This window comes from Kluyvera georgiana (genome assembly GCF_050990895.1).
Classification (GTDB): domain Bacteria; phylum Pseudomonadota; class Gammaproteobacteria; order Enterobacterales; family Enterobacteriaceae; genus Kluyvera; species Kluyvera georgiana.
The window spans coordinates 3,854,917-3,871,227 of sequence record NZ_CP158865.1; the positions used below are offsets into that span (position 1 = coordinate 3,854,917).

Here is a 16,311-nt window from a genome sequence, read left to right on the forward strand (position 1 = left end):
GGCGCCTGTAATTAATGCTTACCGCAAACGGGAACCGATTTGTCTGTCTGGCGGGTCAGCGCGCCGCTAAACGGCTTACCGTCGATGGCATCATGCGTGCGCAGTGCTTCCGGACGAATCCAGCGCTGTACGCGAGACGGCATATCAAGACCAATCAGCAGAATCACGACGAACGTTAAACCAAAGGAGAGCGACCCCAACGCGGAGCCAAGGCTGAGATGCTGTGCGACCAGCGCGCCAATCACCGGCGCCGCCGCTCCGCCCAGCGCCCCGACGTTGTAGGTAAAGCCGAGGCCTGCCGCACGCTGGTCGGTATCGAAATAGCCGCCGATCAGCTTCGGCAGAATGCCGGCAATGCCCTGGCCTAGCATCTGCTGGAAGAACAGCAGGATACCCAGACCCCAGATGCTGGAACCGCCAATGGCGAATACCGGGATAATCAGAATCTGCGAGGCTAACAGGCTGTAAACATAGGCTTTGCGCGTTCCCAGCCAGTCGCCGAGGAAGCCGCCGACAATGCAGCCCACCGCAGCGCCAAAGCCGCTAAAGAACAGCACCTGCGCTACGGTCGCCGGGTTATAGCCCAGCTCGCTTTTGAGGTAGGTCGGCAGCAGCGCCTGAATCGGCCAGGAATAGAGGAAAGCAAACAGCACCACCACCATCAGCATCACGCCGGTCGGCCAGCGTTTGCCGCTGCTTTGCACCATGAAGCTGACAAAAATCACCGTACACACCAGCGCCAGCAGCAGTACGATCGCCGGGTTATGCAGGTTGCCCGCAAAGCAGAACCATAGGGCGGCGATCGCGGCGCAGCTCATCGCGATATTCATCAGCCGCAGCTTGCCGCGATAAAGAATGTCGACCATCGTGCGCACCGGCGTTTTATTCGCCTGACGCTCTTTCCAGTCTTCCGTTTCCGGGATATTTTTCCGCAGCCACAGCGCAAAAATAATCGGCAGAATGCCAATGAAAAACAGCGCGCGCCAGCCCCACAGAGGAACGATCAGACTGTAGACCTGTGCCGCCACCACCGCGCCGACGGAAAAGCCGGAAATCAGGAAGCCGCTGGCTTTATTACGGAGATGTTTTGGCCAGCTTTCAATCACATAGGTTGCGCTGGAACCGTACTCCCCCGCCATCCCCATCCCGATAACCATACGGGCGATAAACATTGATGTGTAACCCGGCGCCAGGCCGCAGGCCAGCGTACCGACGGAGAAAAGAATAATACTGGTGACCATCGACAGCCGACGACCGTAGCGATCGCCCATCGCCCCCAGCAGCAATCCGCCCAACCAGCGCGAAATAAACGCCGCGGAAATAATACTCGCCGCCTGTACGGTGGTGAGCTGGAACTCGCTCTGTACTTCCGTTAATACCAGGGCAATTAAGACAAAATCAAAACCATCAAGCAAATAGCCAAGCCATGCGGCTGAGAAAGCCCGCCACTGGGATTTATTAAGGTGTTTGTACCATGGAATGGCTTTTGTAATTCCACTCATGTTGCTCTCCTGTGATGAGCAAATTGCAATACCTATGTGCCTAAAGAGTGAGTGCGACACACTCAAATGAAGCAAAACTCCATTTAATAATTTTACAAGAAGAAAAACACCACAAGAGCACAGACTGAAATGTGTGAACAACGTCATAGAGGTAAGCATGACGGAGGCTAAAAAATCGATCTGCATCACAACATGCCGTCGCCATCGGCGCAGGTGCGCGCAAAATGGCGGCTATTACACGGTTTTTACACCGATTTTCTTGCCTGACCGCAGGCGCTGCCCCATCATTACCCACTCAGTCAGCGTGAAGAGCAGGAAGCAATGGAGAGTCCGAACTCACCGGTTAAGGCCGGAAAAATACTTGATACTTTGGGGGCGATGCAGAGCAGTCTGACCCGCGTTGGGCAGCGCATTGCCAACTACATCATGACTTCACCCCATAAGGTGACGCAGCTTTCCATCGCCGATCTTTCACATGAGATCAACGCCGGCGAAGCGTCGGTGATCCGTTTCTGCCGCCTACTGGGCTATAAGGGCTTTCAGAATTTCAAAATGGAGCTGGCCATTGAGCTGGCGATGGTCGACAGCGATGACAGCAGCACGCTGCTGGATGCGGAAGTGGTGGAAAACGATGACGCCCACACTATTGGTCTGAAGCTGCAAGGCGCGATTGCCAACGTGCTGTCCGAAACGCTGAATCTGCTGGATATGCGCCAGGTCGAACAGGTTGTCGATGCGCTGCACGCCTGCAACAGCGCCTATATTTTTGGCGTGGGCGCGTCCGGCGTTACCGCCGAAGATATGAAGCATAAGCTGATGCGTATCGGTATGCGCGTGGATGCGCTCACCAACAATCACTTTATGTACATGCAGGCGTCCCTGCTTAAACCGGGCGATGTCGCCGTCGGCATCAGCCACTCAGGCCACTCCCCGGAAACCACCCATGCGCTGCACCTTGCCAAAGAAGCGGGCGCGACCACCGTCGCGCTGACCCATAACCTGGGCTCTCCGCTGAGCAAAGTCGCTGATTTCACGCTGATTAATGGTAATCGACAGGGGCGTCTGCAGGGTGACTCCATCGGAACCAAGACCGCGCAGCTGTTCGTGCTGGATCTCATCTACACCCTGCTGGTGCAGAAAGATCCGGAACAGGCGAAGGCCAATAAACTGCGCACCATGGACGCCTTAACGGTTCCTCGTCAGGCCTAATTTAGTGCGACCGATCACACTCTGATACTCTCGTTTTTCCCTATGGGTATCATTTGTCCGCAAAGTGGAGTTATGCTTCATTTTAACTTTTAGTTAAGAAGAAAAACACCACTTGAGGTTTACATGGAAAAGCTAACAGGTCTTATCGCTGCGCCGCACACCCCTTTCGACGGCCACGGTGAAGTGAACTATCCGGTCATTGACCAGATTGCCGAGCATCTTATTGGCCAGGGCGTGAAGGGCGTGTATGTTCTTGGCACCACCGGCGAGGGCATCCACTGCTCCGTTGCTGAACGTAAAAAGATCGCCGAGCGCTGGGTCGCGGCCAGCCACGGCAAGCTCAGCATTACGCTCCATACTGGCGCGCTGAGCATCGCCGACTCGCTGGAGCTGAGCCGTCACGCGGAGACGTTAGATATTTTCGCCACCTCGGTGATTGGCCCCTGCTTCTTTAAACCTTCCAGCGTCGACGATCTGGTCGAATATTGCCGACTCAACGCCGCAGCCGCGCCGTCGAAGGGGTTCTACTACTATCATTCGGGCATGTCCGGGCTAAGCCTCGATATGGAACAGTTCCTGATTGCCGCAGCCGATAAAATCCCGAATCTGTCCGGTATGAAGTTTAACTCCAGCGACATGTACGAGTTCCAGCGTTGTCTGCGCGTTAACAACGGCCAGTTCGATATCCCCTTCGGCGTGGACGAATTTTTGCCGGCGGGGCTCGCCTGCGGAGCGATAGGTGCAGTAGGCAGTACCTACAACTACGCCGCGCCGCTCTATCTCCGTCTGATCGACAGCTTTAATCAGGGCAATCACCAGGACGTGGCGGCCTGCATGGACAAAGTGATCGCCATCATTCGCGTGCTGGTGCAGTACGGCGGCGTGGCGGCCGGGAAGCTGGCCATGCAGCTGCACGGTATCGACGTGGGCGACCCGCGCCGTCCGCTCCGCCCGATGACGGCGGAACAAAAGCAGGACGCGCTGGCAAAATTCCGTGCGGCGGAGTTTCTTTAACGGTTACGGTCATCGCCTGTGCGGAGGCCGTGCACGCTGAACCCTCACCCCGGCCCTCTCCCTGAAAGGGAGAGGGAGAAAACCCTGCATTAAGCCCACCAACTCTACCGTACAGTCCTCTCCCCTTTCAGGAGAGGGCAAAACCCTGCATGAATCCCACCAATCGCACCGTACAGTCCCCTCCCCCTTTTGGGAGAGTGTTAGGGTGAGGGGCCGCACTCCGTCCCAGCACCTGAAACCGATTTCATTGCTGTACAAATACAAGACAGATCACACTTCTTTACATCTCACTTTGCATCCGGCTATGTGTTTCTATAAAAGAAACACTAACAACAATCCTATGACGCCTCTTACCTTTTAAACCTTAAAATGATGAGAACACCTCTATGTCAGAACAACCGATAACAAGATCTGCCGCCCGCTCGACCGGCCGGGTACGCTTCTTTGTGCTAGGCCTGGTGTTTATTAATATTATTATCAACTACATGGACCGAACGAACCTCTCGGTCGCGGCGACGCAGATGTCCGGCGAGCTGCAGTTTACCCCGCTCCAGATGGGGCTTATCTTCTCCGCGTTCGGCTGGATCTACGCCGCATTGCAGATCCCAGGCGGATTTCTGATCGACCGTCTCGGCTCTCGCCTGGTCTACGGCGTGGGGCTGTTTATCTGGTCGTTGATTACCGCGCTGCACGCTGTCGCCAGCAGCTTTGGCGCGCTGGTTGGCCTGCGTCTGGGCGTCGGCGCGTTTGAAGCCCCCGTGATGCCGTCAAACAACCGCGTGATCTCCAGCTGGTTCCCGGAGCAGGAACGCGCCACGGCGATCGGTATTTACTCTTCCGCCCAGTTTGTCGGCATGGCGCTGATGACGCCGGTGCTGTTTCACATCCAGGATCTCTTCGGCTGGCGCGGGCTGTTTCTGATTACCGGCGTAGCAGGGATGATTTGGGGCGTGTTGTGGTACTGCGTCTACCGCGATCCGCTGGATCACAAAACGGTATCGAAAGCCGAACTGGATCACCTGCGCGAAGGCGGCGCGGTCATGGAAAGCCGCGAGAACGCCGCTAAGCGTCCGTTCAGCTGGCAGGATCTGGGGCTGATGTTTAAAAGCCGTAAGCTGATTGGCATCTACTTTGGCCAGTTCACCATTTCGGCCACCTTCTGGTTCTTCCTGACCTGGTTCCCGACCTATCTGGTGCAATATCGCCATATGGACTTTATTAAATCCGGCTACGTCGCCTCCGTCCCTTACCTCGCGGCCTTCGTCGGCGTGCTGCTGGCGGGGTTTGTATCGGACCGTCTGATTCGTCGCGGCGTGTCTGCCAGCTTCGCCCGTAAAGCACCGGTCATTCTGGGGATGGCGCTGACGCTGTTTATCCTTGGCGCCAACTACACCGATGACCCCACGCTGATCATCCTGTTTATGTCCATCGCCTTCTTTGGCAACGGTCTGGCGACGATCACCTGGGTGTTCGTGACAGCCCTCGCGCCGCGTCATCTGATTGGTCTGGCGGGCGGCGTCTTCAACTTTACCGGCGCGCTCTCTTCGATCGTCGTACCGATCGCCATCGGCGCGCTGATCGACGGACATAACTTCGCCCCAGCGCTCGGTTTTATCGCCGTACTGGCCTGTCTGGGGATCTGCTCTTATCTGTTCGTGGTCGGCAAGATTGACCTCGACAGCGACAAGGCTACGCCGTCAGTCGGTCGCAAAGCGTGATGAGTTCGGCCAGCCGCGCGGCGGTCTGTTCCGGGGTGGGGTCATACATCCCCGCAAAAGCCAGCGCCGCCTTGTGTGAACCGAACTGAATCGGCTGGGCGAGAGAGACTTCGCCGTCATCGTGCGGCCAGACCACGTGGCCCAGCTGACGCTGCTGCTGAAGATAAGGCGCAATACGCGCAACCTCTTCCGCGCTAAAGCGCTGTGCCAGTACCTCGTCGCCTTCGGCCGCGAGCAGCGCAATACCGATGACCGACTCGCAGGCCGGCATCATGTGAAAACCCGCCAGCGCCTGGCTGATATGGCTGCCGGGGCGGGAGTGGAAGATGTAGATAACCTGGTCCTCCCACAGGACGCCCATCGCCACCACGATATCTTTCGGGGCGTAGGTTTCCAGCAGCGGGAGGGCTTTTGAAAACAGCGTTGAACCGCGGATCGCCTGTGCGGCCAGCGCGTGAATACCGGGCCCAGGCAGATAGCGACGCTGCTCGTCCTGGGTGGTTAAGCCGATGGCCGCCATGGTCATCAGCAGACGGTTCACGCGGGTGGGGTTAATGCCCATCAGCCGCGCCAGCTCGCGACAACCGATAGCCCGATCGCTGGACACCAGATACTGCAGGCAGCGAATACCGTCGATAAGGCTTTGATTAGGTTGAGACGACATAGCGGGATCCCGTTTTTTTAAAGACTATTATTTTATCGCCAGAAAGGCAGGAATTACAATTTATGCAAATTTTCCAGCAAACCCATGAACGTGATTTTCCCCACCAGACCCTGCGTGCCGATCTGCTGGTCGCCGGCGGCGGCCTGGCCGGGCTATGTGCCGCGCTCGCTGCCGCCCGCGACGGTTTGCAGGTCGTGCTGGTGCAGGACCGTCCGGTGCTTGGCGGCAACGCCTCCAGCGAAGTGCGCCTGTGGGCCAACGGCGCAACGTCGCACATGGGTAACAATAACCGCTGGTCGCGCGAAGGCGGCATTATGGGCGAGATTCTCGAAGAGAACCTGTGGCGCAATAAAGAAGGCAACCCGATGATGTTCGACCTGCTGCTGCTGGATTTAGCGCAGCGCGAAAAGAACCTCACTCTGCTGCTGAACACCGCCATTTACGCCGTTGAGCGCGAAGGCCAGCGCATTACCGAAGCCACCGGCTTTAACGCCGTCAATGAAACCTTCTATCACATTCAGGCCGCGCAGTTCTGCGACGCTACCGGCGACGGCGTGCTGGGCCATCTGGCGGGCGCAGAGTACCGCGTCGGCGCGGAAGACGCGGAAGAACTGGGCGAAAAAATGGCCCCCGGCGATAACTTCGGCCACAAGCTCGGCCACTCTATCTATTTCTACACCCGCAAAAGCAGCGGGCCGGTGAAGTTTGTCCCACCTTCTTTCGCGTTGCAGGATATTGAAGCTATCCCGCGCTACAAGCGCCTGACTTCAACGCTCAACGGCTGCGATTTATGGTGGCTGGAATGGGGCGGACGTCTTGATACCATCCACGACAGCGAGCAGATCAAATGGGAGCTGTGGAAGATTGTCTGGGGCGTGTGGAACTACATTAAAAACTCCGGTGAATTCCCGGAAGCCGAGAACCTGACCATCGAGTGGGTCGGTTCGATTCCCGGCAAGCGTGAGAGCCGCCGCTTTATCGGCGACCATCTGCTGTGCCAGCAGGACATCATCGAGCAGCGCGACCACTACGATGCGGTGGGCTATGGCGGCTGGTCTATCGACCTGCACCCGGCGGATGGCGTCTACAGCCAGCACGACGGCTGTCGTCAGTTCCACAGCAAAGGCACCTACACGATTCCGTACCGCAGCCTCTACAGCCGTTCACTGGATAACCTGTTCCTGACCGGCCGCCTGATTTCCGCTTCTCATGTCGCCTTCGGCAGCGCCCGCGTAATGTGTACCTGCGGTCTGCTCGGTGAAGTGGTGGGCCGCGCGGCCGCGCTCTGTCAGCAGCATCAGCTCAGCGCACCGCAGCTGGCGGAAGCCAAACACATCGACAAGCTACAGCAGCATCTCCAGCAAACCGGTTGTTACATTCCACGTCAGCATCTGCGCGACCCGGCCCGCGGCGCACGCGTGAGCGCCAGCAGCGAACTGGCGCTGACCGCCCTTCCCGCCAGCGGCCGCTGGATGGCGCTGGAAGAACGCATGGCGCTGCTGCTGCCGGTCAAAGCCGGTGAATCGCTGCCGGCTCTGCGCTTTACCCTGCGCGCCGCCAGCGCACAGCCGGTGCACGTCAGCCTGTTGAGCAGCCAGAAGTCCGCCAACTATTGTGCCGATACCCTGCTCGACGAACGGACGTTAACGGTGCAGGAAGCCGGGGAATATCTCGTGGAGTTTGGCTGGCAGAGCGACGTTGACCGCTATCTGTTTATCGCCTTCGAGCGCAACAGCGAGGTGGAGATAGCGCTAAGCGACGTTGCGCTGCCGGGTATCATGACGGTATTCAACAGCCAGAACGCCCGCGTGGCCAAACAACCGCGTCAGGTGGTAGATGGGGATTACGGCGTCGAGGCGTTTGATTTCTGGGTGCCACGCCGTCGCCCGCACCAGGTCATGCCCGCGCTCCAGTTCGCCACGCCGCTGCGTTGCTACAACGTGCAGAACCTGCTGAACGGCCGCCTGCGTCCGGAACAGCAGATTAACGGCTGGGCGCCCGCGCTGGACGACGGCGCGCCGCGCCTGACCTGGCATTGGGACACGCCGCAGACCGTGCAGTCGCTGACGCTGATGCTGGATAATGACTTTGATAACGCGATGGAAACCGTGCAGATGGGCCACGCAGAGGCGGTCACGCCGCATTGCACCACCCACTATCGGCTGTGGGCGGATGAGACGCTGATTGCCGAAGTGAACGACAACCGTCACTCGGTGTGCCAGCACACGCTGGAGACGCCGCTGGCGGTGTCAAAAATCACCCTTGAGCTGGTGAAATCGGCCGGCGGCGTGCCCGCCGTCTATTCACTTAACATCCAATAACCCTGCCCCCAAACCGCACAAAACGGTCCCCTCTCCCGTTGGGAGAGGGTGAGGGAATGGTTTACTCGTCGTTCAACAGCTGGCTTACCAGCGCAATATGCGTTTTAATCCCGACCGCCAGCGCATCTTCATCAATGCGGAAATGCGGGTTGTGCACATTCCACGTCGCCCCTTTCTCTTTATTACCGCAGCCAATAAACAGGAACGTCCCCGGAATTTTCTCCTGATAGGAAGAGAAATCTTCGCTGCCGAACAGCGCTTTCTCCTCCAGCTTCAGCGTGCCCGCCGGGAAATGACGGCCAATCGCCTCACGGGCAATCGCATTGGTCACCTCGTGGTTATTGCCCACGGCATAACCTTTCTGCCACTGAATATCGCAGCTCGCGCCGTGGGCAGCGGCAATACCGTTAACAATGCGCGACATCAGTGCCGGCACCGTTTCACGCACCTGCTGATTATGAGTACGCAGCGTGCCTGCCAGGCGCGCGCTGTCGGGAATGACGTTATAACTGTCGCCGGCCTGGAAGGTGGCGATAGTGAGCACTGGTGCGGTGCCGGGATCGATATTGCGCGCCACGATCTGCTGCAATGCGCCAACCATCTCGGCGCCAATGGTCACCGGATCGATACAGTGCTGCGGCATCGACCCGTGGCCGCCCTTGCCGCGAATGGTGATATCAAAATTGTCGCTGGACGCCACATAAGCGCCCTCTTTCAAGGCGATCACCCCCACCGGGCTGGTCGGGAAAACGTGCAGACCAAAAATATGCTCTACATCATCAACGACGCCTAATTCCACCAGCTCACGCGCGCCGCCCGGCGGCACTTCTTCAGCGGGCTGGAAGATAAACTTAATGCTGCCGTGCAGCTGGTCGCGCAGCTGACACAGCACTTTGACCGCCCCCATCAGCATCGCCGCGTGCGCGTCGTGGCCGCAGGCGTGCATCACGCCGGGAACGGTTGAGCAGAAGCTCTCCCCGCTCTCTTCCTGGAGCGGCAGCGCGTCAATATCCGCACGCAGCGCCCACATCGGCCCCGGATGCGCGCCATGGAGCACCGCAATCACGCTGTTTTCCAGCGGTCGGCTTATCTCCAGCCCGGCAAACGCTGACAGCTCGCGAGCGATGTAATCCGCCGTCGGCTTCTCCTGGAACGATAAATCCGGATGCGCGTGAATATGACGACGCCAGCGCAACGCCTCTTCGGCGGCGGTGCTAATCAGCTGTTCAGTGGCGTGGTTCATCAGAGACTCCTTTTAATCGGTAACGGGCAGGCTGGCGACGGTACGGCGCTTCATCAGCGGCAGCACCGCCAGAGCGGAGCAAACCATCGCCAGTGAAAGAAATATAAACGCGCTGACGTAACCGTGGGTGTTCTCCACCAGGTAGCCAATCACGATCGGTGAGACAAAGCCGCCCAAGGTACCGCCGGTGTTAATCAGGCCAATCGCTGAGCCCATCATATTTTCGGGCAGGCGCTTCATCGGCAGCGTAAAGGCGGTCACAAATGTCGCCATCAAGAACACCTCTCCGACAAACAGTAGCAGACTGGCGGTCAGCGGGGTGGCGGCGTGGAAGATGGCGAAAATGGCGATGGCGCTGAGCAAGGCGCTAATGGCAATCACCAGCGGTTCGCGGTTGAGGAAATATTTCCCGACCAGCCAGCCGGTACCCAACGAGGAGATCCAGATACCCAGCCCTCCGGCGGCGACCACATAACCGGAGGCGGACAGCGACATCCCCATATGCTGTACGAAGAATTTGGGCAGCCATGCCATCAGGCCATAGCTCGGAATGTTGACGCAGAAAATAGACAGAAACAGCAGAATGACCGTCGGATTGCGCCACAGCGCGGCACCGGAAACAGACTTTTTCTGTACGTCGCGTGCCGTCCTCTGCTGGCGCGGTACGCGTAGGGCAATCAGCGCGGCAATGACGCACACAATCGCACCCAGTACGGTAAATGAGGTATGCCAGCCGAGCAGCGCCAGCGCGTTCACCGCAATAATCGGCCCGATAGTCATCGCCAGCCCGGCGGAAGAGAGCAAAATCGACTGGGCGAAAGTGCGCTTTTCCACGCTGAAATTGCTGACGACCGCTTTTGCGCATGAACAGGGGTAGCCGGAATGTCCTACTCCCGCCAGGAAACGGAACAGCAGCAGCAGGCCGAAGCTAGCCCCCAGCGCGCCGAAGCAGAGGGCGAAAATACCCAGTGCCGCCAGCGACAGCACCAACATCGTTTTATAGCCAATACGGTCATTCAGCCAGCCAGCGGGGACCTGAAACAGCGAATAGGCGAGGAAGAAAATCCCCGTAATGTAGCCCAACTGTTCCGCGTTCAGACCGAACTCTTTTTCAATCGGCAGCAGCGCAAATCCGGTGACGGTTTTGTCGATGTAGACAAATACGTAGCCAATAAACAGCAAAAAGATCATTTGAGACTGACTTTTCATTATTTTTTCCGCCTGGTGTCTCATGGGATAGGTGTTGTGTGAGGACGATTGCCCCTACGTATCCTGGCGCTTTACCCACAGGGCGGGAAGATGTAATTTTTCTATAGGTGATGCTTTTTTCTGATAGGGGTAAACGGTGAAATATTTACCTAAGGTGAGCCATTTACAGGCGCTAAAGCAGGTGGCGCGTAGCGGCAGCATTCGTGCGGCGGCGCGCGAGCTGGGGCAGTCTCAGCCCGCCCTTAGCCGTACGTTACGTGAGCTGGAGCAAACCCTGGGCACGCAACTTTTATTACGCAGCAAGGAAGGCATCACCCTGACCGAAGCGGGCTGCGCCTTTTCGCAGCGCGCAGAGTGGGTGCTGGAAGAATTGCGCCGCGCCGCCGACGAGGTCGAGCAGATTAACCACGCTACCCACGGTCGGCTGACCATTGGCTACTCATCGCTGATTGCGCTGACGGTTTTTCCGGCGGTCGCCGACGCCTTTAAGCAGGCGCTGCCGCAGGTGGCGCTCACGCTCAAAGAAGGGCAACTCTCATCGCTGCTGCCCGGCGTGCGTAACGGCGAGATCGATCTGGCCGTCGGCTCAGTCGACCCGATGAGCCCACCAGAGGGGGTAATGATTGAGCCGCTGTTTACCGCGCCGTTCTGTGTGGTGGCGCGATGCGGTCATCCGCTGGCCAACGAGAGTGATTTAATGGCCCTACGCCGGGCAAAGTGGCTGTTGCCGGAATCACCCATGGGCTACTACCAGCAGTTGCAGAACGAGCTGACGCCGTTCTACCGCCAACTGGCGATTGCGCCACTGCGTACTGATTCGGTGATCACCGGGCTGAATATGGTGCTGGAATCGGACTACCTGACCATCGTCGCCCGCGCCATGAGCCAGCCGCTACAGCTGGAAGGCAAAATCGTCACCCTGCCCGTTTCGACCCTACCTGCCGCACAGTATTGTGCCGTCTGGTCGCAGAAATCGGCGCTGACGGCCAACGCCCAGCAGTTTTTGTCACGGCTGCGCCAGGCGTGTCAGGGGTATAGCTGGTAGGCCTGATAAGCGAAGCGCCATCAGGCAATTCGGCGCCATTGCCGGATGGCGGCGTGGCCTTATCCGGCCCACTCCGGCCATCCCACCGTTATATGGCGACTAACTGCCGCACGCCCTGCGCTTCCATCTCTTCACCCCGCCCACGTTGAATAATCGTACCGCGCGACATCACCAGATACTGATCCGCCAGTTCAGCGGCAAAATCATAAAACTGTTCCACCAGCAGGATCGCCATGTCACCGCGATTGGCCAGGCTGCGGATTACCGCGCCGATCTCTTTGATCACCGACGGTTGGATCCCCTCAGTAGGTTCATCAAGGATCAGTAATTGGGGCTTACACGCCAGCGCCCGACCGATGGCCAACTGCTGCTGTTGGCCGCCGGAGAGATCGCCGCCGCGTCGCTGCTTCATTTCGCGCAGCACCGGAAACAGCGCGTAGATCTCTTCCGGTACGCTTTTGGCCTGCGATCCAGAAAAACGCGACAGCCCCATCAGCAGGTTCTCTTCAACCGTCAGACGCGGGAAAATCTCGCGCCCCTGCGGCACGTAGGCAATGCCCTGCTGCACCCGCTGATGCGGTTTACTGGCGTTAATCAGCTTACCCTGCCAGTGGATGGTGCCGGACTTTGCCGGAATCAGCCCCATCAGGCACTTCAGCAGCGTGGTCTTGCCCACGCCGTTGCGCCCCAGCAGACAGGTGATTTCGCCGGGCGTGGTGTCGAAAGAGAGGCCGCGCAAGATGTGGCTGCCGCCGTAATACTGATTTAAATCATTAACCTGTAACATATCAGCGCCCCAGATAAACGTCGATAACCTGCTCGTTGGCCTGCACTTCACGCAGCGAGCCTTCCGCCAGCACCTGCCCCTGATGCAGGACGGTGACGTGGTCGGCAATGGTTTCCACAAAGCCCATGTCGTGTTCCACCACCATCAACGAGTGCTTACCGGCAAGCGTGCGAAATAGCTCGGCGATATAATCGGTTTCCGCATCGGTCAGCCCGGCAGCAGGTTCGTCCAGCAGCAGCAGATGCGGCTCCTGCACCAGCAGCATGCCGATTTCTAAAAACTGCTTTTGCCCATGAGAAAGCAGCCCGGACGGGCGATGGCGATGCGCGGTCAGCCGCAGCAGCTCCAGCACCTCGTCAATGCGATCCCGCTGGATGCCGGTGAGTTTGGCCCGCAGGCAGGTCCATACCGATTTATCCATCTTCAGGGCGATTTCGAGGTTTTCCGTCACGCTCAGCGCTTCAAACACCGTCGGCTTCTGGAATTTACGCCCAATCCCGGCGCGGGCAATCTCCACCGATGACATCCCCATCAGGTCGATATTCTGGTCGTAGGTCACCGTGCCGCTGTCTGGCCGCGTTTTACCGGTAATCACGTCCATCAGCGTGGTTTTCCCCGCGCCGTTGGGGCCAATCACGCAGCGCAGCTCGCCGACGCCAATCTTCAGCGACAGGTTGGTCAGCGCGCGAAAAGCATCAAAAGTGACATTGATGTTGTTCAGCTCCAGCACCGGATCGGTGGTATCGCGATAGCGATCCTGAAGATGCGGTTGGGTAAACAGTGAATCAGTCATGCTTCCTCCGTTTAAGCAGGCCAATCACGCCGCGCGGCAGGAACAGCGTGACGAGGATAAACATCAGGCCGAGGAAAAAGAGCCAGAAGTCCGGGAAGGCGACGGTGAAGTAGCTTTTTGCGCCGTTGACGATCCCCGCGCCGAGAATCGGGCCAATCAGCGTGCCGCGCCCACCGAGCGCCACCCAGATGGCGGCTTCAATCGAGTTGGTCGGCGACATTTCGCTAGGGTTGATAATCCCCACCTGCGGCACGTACAGCGCCCCCGCCAGCCCGCACAGCACGGCGGAGAGCGTCCAGATGAACAGCTTGAAACCTTTCGGGTCATAGCCGCAGAACATCAGGCGATTTTCCGCATCGCGCACGGCGGTGAGCACGCGGCCAAACTTGCTGCGGGTGAGCAACAGGCCGATGGCCAGCGAACCGGCCAGCAGCAGAACCGTAGCGACAAACAGCGCCACCCGCGTACCGGTGGCGGAGACCGGGAAGCCCAGAAGCGTGGTAAAACCGGTAAAACCGTTATTGCCGCCAAACCCGGTTTCATTGCGGAAAAACAGCAGCATTCCGGCGTAGGTCAGCGCCTGCGTCATGATGGAGAAGTAGACATCTTTAATTCGCGAGCGAAAAGCAAAGTAGCCAAACACCAGCGCCAGCAGACCCGGCACGAGAATAATCAGGCACAGCGCCCACGCGAAATGCTGGGTGCCCGCCCAGAACCAGGGCAGCTCGCTCCACGACAGAAAAGACATAAAGGCCGGTAGGCCATCGCCCGCCGCCTGACGCATCAGGTACATGCCCATCGCATAACCGCCCAGCGCGAAAAACAGACCATGGCCCAACGACAGCAATCCGGCGTAGCCCCATACCAGATCCAGCGCCACCGCCACCACCGCGTAGCATAGGATCTTGCCAATGAGCGTCAGCGTGTAGGTTGAGATAGCCAGCGGATGTGTCGCAGGCAACAGCGCGAAGAAAGGCAGCACCAGCAGCGCCACCAGTACCAGCGCCGCCAGCGAGCCGGTAAGACGCGGCGCGCGGCGGGCGATCGTTAACGTAATAGGTTGGCTCATCAGTCAATTACCCGCCCTTTGAATGCGAACAATCCTTGCGGCCGTTTCTGAATAAACAGCACGATCAAGACCAGAATGGCTATTTTGCCCAGCACCGCGCCAATCTGCGGCTCCAGCACTTTGTTAAGCACGCCAAGCCCCAGCGCCGCGGCCACGGTGCCCGCCAGCTGTCCCACGCCGCCGGTGACCACGACGAGGAAAGAGTCGATGATGTACCCCTGACCCAGCTCCGGGCCGACGTTGCCCAGCTGCGACAGTGCCACCCCGCCCAGCCCGGCGATGCCGGACCCCAAACCGAATGCCAGCATATCGACGCGCCCGGTCGGTACGCCGCAACAGTCGGCCATGCGGCGATTTTGCGTGACCGCGCGTACGTTCATCCCCAGGCGGGTTTTATTGAGCAGCAGCCAGGTCAGCGCCAGCACGCCAACCACAAACAGAATCACCGCAATACGGTTGTACGGCAGTACCAGGTTCGGCAACGCGTTCCAGCCGCCCGACAGCCAGGCCGGGTTCGCTACTTCCAGGTTCTGGGTGCCAAACAGCACGCGCACCAGTTGGATCAGCATCAGGCTGATGCCCCAGGTTGCCAGCAGCGTCTCCAGAGGACGCCCGTAAAGGTGACGAATAATGGTGCGCTCCAGCGCCATCCCCACCGCCGCGGTGATAAAAAACGCGACCGGCAGCGCCACCAGCGGGTAAAGCGCCAGCCACTCCGGGGCCAAGTGCTGGAAGGCGTCCTGCACCAGCCAGGTGGAATACGCGCCCAGCATCAGCATTTCACCGTGAGCCATATTGATGACGCCCAGCAGGCCGTAGGTGATCGCCAGTCCCAGCGCGGCGAGCAGCAGGATTGAGCCCAGCGAAATGCCGCTAAACGCCTGACCCAGCCAGTCTCCCCACTTCAGGCGCTGCTGCACCTGCTTGAGGCTGTCCGCCGCCGCCGCACGCACCCTGGCATCCGGTTCGTTTTGCGCCTGCGTCAAACGGCTAAGGCTAGCCTGCACCTGTGGATCGCTGGCCTCGCCCAGCAGTTTCACCGCCTGCAGACGCTGCTCGGCGCGGCTATCAGAGAGCTGGAGGTTGGCGACGGCAATGGCCAGCGCGGTATGGACGCGGTCGTCCTGTTCGGCCGTCAGACGCTGAGTCAGCATCGGCAGCTGATCCTGCTGGGCGCTATTTTGCAGCGTCAGCGCCGCGTTCAGACGCACCTTATCGTCCTCGCTCACCAGCTGATGTGATGCCAGCGCGCTGGCCACCAGCCCACGAATGCGGTTGTTCATAAACACTTTTTTGGTATTGCCCGTCGGTGCGGCCTCACCTTCGAGCGGCACCAGTTTGCCGCTCTGTTCATTGAACAAATGGCCCTGGGCGTCACTGACCACCGACTCATGTCTGAGCGCTTCCAGCAGCGGCAGACGCGAAGGCTGCGGATCGGCGGCCCAGCGCTGGAGCAGCAGCGCCTGCTCGCTGCGGCTGGCCTGCCCGTAATCGGCCACAGCGCTGGCCCGCACGGGAGCACTCATCGTCAGGCAACTGAATAAGAGAAAAGCGAAAGCCGGAAATAGTGCTGCCAGCGTTTTTCTCACTATTAATTTCATCGTTGAATTCCTGTTGGTATACAAGATGGAATTCATTTAGCAAGGCTTATGCCAAATACATAAGCATTTGTTTTAAAATAAATAAAAATAAATTTAAGTGATTTCCAAACAATTAACCCGCACCGAAAAAGCACAT

Annotated in this window: 13 protein-coding genes; 5 read left to right on the forward strand and 8 right to left on the reverse strand. The window is 58.7% G+C overall.

The window, feature by feature from the left end; translation table 11 throughout:
* Positions 1-11: 11 nt before the first annotated feature.
* Positions 12-1,502, reverse strand: coding sequence for an MFS transporter (locus ABTW00_RS18380; RefSeq protein WP_065358005.1), 1,491 nt, complete (start codon positions 1,500-1,502; stop codon positions 12-14).
* Positions 1,503-1,823: 321 nt separating this feature from the next.
* Between ABTW00_RS18380 and ABTW00_RS18385 the strand changes: the two genes are divergently transcribed.
* The 3 genes from ABTW00_RS18385 to ABTW00_RS18395 all read left to right on the forward strand — a co-directional run bounded on the left by ABTW00_RS18385 (position 1,824) and on the right by ABTW00_RS18395 (position 5,443).
* Positions 1,824-2,711, forward strand: a complete 888-nt coding sequence (locus ABTW00_RS18385) for a MurR/RpiR family transcriptional regulator (RefSeq protein WP_064547738.1) — start codon at positions 1,824-1,826, stop codon at positions 2,709-2,711.
* A 123-nt stretch (positions 2,712-2,834) separates the two neighbouring features.
* Positions 2,835-3,725 carry a dihydrodipicolinate synthase family protein gene (locus ABTW00_RS18390; protein ID WP_433636723.1) on the forward strand — a complete coding sequence of 297 codons (891 nt, stop codon included), beginning with the start codon at positions 2,835-2,837 and terminating at the stop codon, positions 3,723-3,725.
* A 386-nt stretch (positions 3,726-4,111) separates the two neighbouring features.
* A complete protein-coding gene (locus ABTW00_RS18395; protein WP_065358002.1) occupies positions 4,112-5,443 on the forward strand; it encodes an MFS transporter in 1,332 nt (443 codons plus the stop codon).
* Here the strand turns inward: ABTW00_RS18395 and ABTW00_RS18400 are convergent.
* Positions 5,415-6,107 carry a hypothetical protein gene (locus tag ABTW00_RS18400; RefSeq protein ID WP_064547732.1) on the reverse strand — a complete coding sequence of 231 codons (693 nt, stop codon included), beginning with the start codon at positions 6,105-6,107 and terminating at the stop codon, positions 5,415-5,417. The two genes, ABTW00_RS18395 and ABTW00_RS18400, sit on opposite strands and share 29 nt — an antisense overlap.
* Positions 6,108-6,169: 62 nt before the next feature.
* Here ABTW00_RS18400 and ABTW00_RS18405 point away from each other — a divergent pair, with 62 nt between their 5' ends.
* Complete coding sequence (locus tag ABTW00_RS18405) at positions 6,170-8,428, forward strand: FAD-dependent oxidoreductase (RefSeq protein WP_433636727.1); 2,259 nt, start codon at positions 6,170-6,172, stop codon at positions 8,426-8,428.
* Positions 8,429-8,489: 61 nt separating this feature from the next.
* Here ABTW00_RS18405 and ABTW00_RS18410 read toward each other — a convergent pair whose 3' ends face one another.
* On the reverse strand, positions 8,490-9,671 hold the full coding sequence (locus ABTW00_RS18410; RefSeq protein ID WP_433636729.1) for an amidohydrolase: 1,182 nt from the start codon (positions 9,669-9,671) through the stop codon (positions 8,490-8,492).
* A 12-nt stretch (positions 9,672-9,683) separates the two neighbouring features.
* Positions 9,684-10,880 (reverse strand): MFS transporter, encoded by a 1,197-nt coding sequence (locus ABTW00_RS18415; protein WP_433636731.1) that lies wholly within the window; start codon positions 10,878-10,880, stop codon positions 9,684-9,686.
* 136 nt (positions 10,881-11,016) lie between these two features.
* On the opposite strand from ABTW00_RS18415, the gene ABTW00_RS18420 reads away from it, so the two are divergent.
* Complete coding sequence (locus ABTW00_RS18420; protein ID WP_064547721.1) at positions 11,017-11,925, forward strand: LysR substrate-binding domain-containing protein; 909 nt, start codon at positions 11,017-11,019, stop codon at positions 11,923-11,925.
* Between the two features lie 88 nt (positions 11,926-12,013).
* Here the strand turns inward: ABTW00_RS18420 and urtE are convergent, their stop codons facing one another.
* Genes urtE through urtB form a run of 4 tightly spaced genes read right to left on the reverse strand, consistent with a single transcriptional unit; the run spans position 12,014 to position 16,175 of the window.
* Positions 12,014-12,712: an urea ABC transporter ATP-binding subunit UrtE gene (gene urtE, locus ABTW00_RS18425; protein ID WP_064547719.1), complete on the reverse strand. Its 699-nt coding sequence runs from the start codon at positions 12,710-12,712 to the stop codon at positions 12,014-12,016.
* A gap of 1 nt (position 12,713) precedes the next feature.
* A complete protein-coding gene (gene urtD, locus ABTW00_RS18430; RefSeq protein WP_065357998.1) occupies positions 12,714-13,505 on the reverse strand; it encodes an urea ABC transporter ATP-binding protein UrtD in 792 nt (263 codons plus the stop codon).
* Positions 13,498-14,574 (reverse strand): urea ABC transporter permease subunit UrtC, encoded by a 1,077-nt coding sequence (gene urtC, locus ABTW00_RS18435; RefSeq protein WP_271448088.1) that lies wholly within the window; start codon positions 14,572-14,574, stop codon positions 13,498-13,500. Before urtC ends, urtD begins: the two co-directional genes overlap by 8 nt.
* On the reverse strand, positions 14,574-16,175 hold the full coding sequence (gene urtB / locus ABTW00_RS18440; protein WP_433636735.1) for an urea ABC transporter permease subunit UrtB: 1,602 nt from the start codon (positions 16,173-16,175) through the stop codon (positions 14,574-14,576). Before urtB ends, urtC begins: the two co-directional genes overlap by 1 nt.
* Between the last annotated feature and the right edge of the window lie 136 nt (positions 16,176-16,311).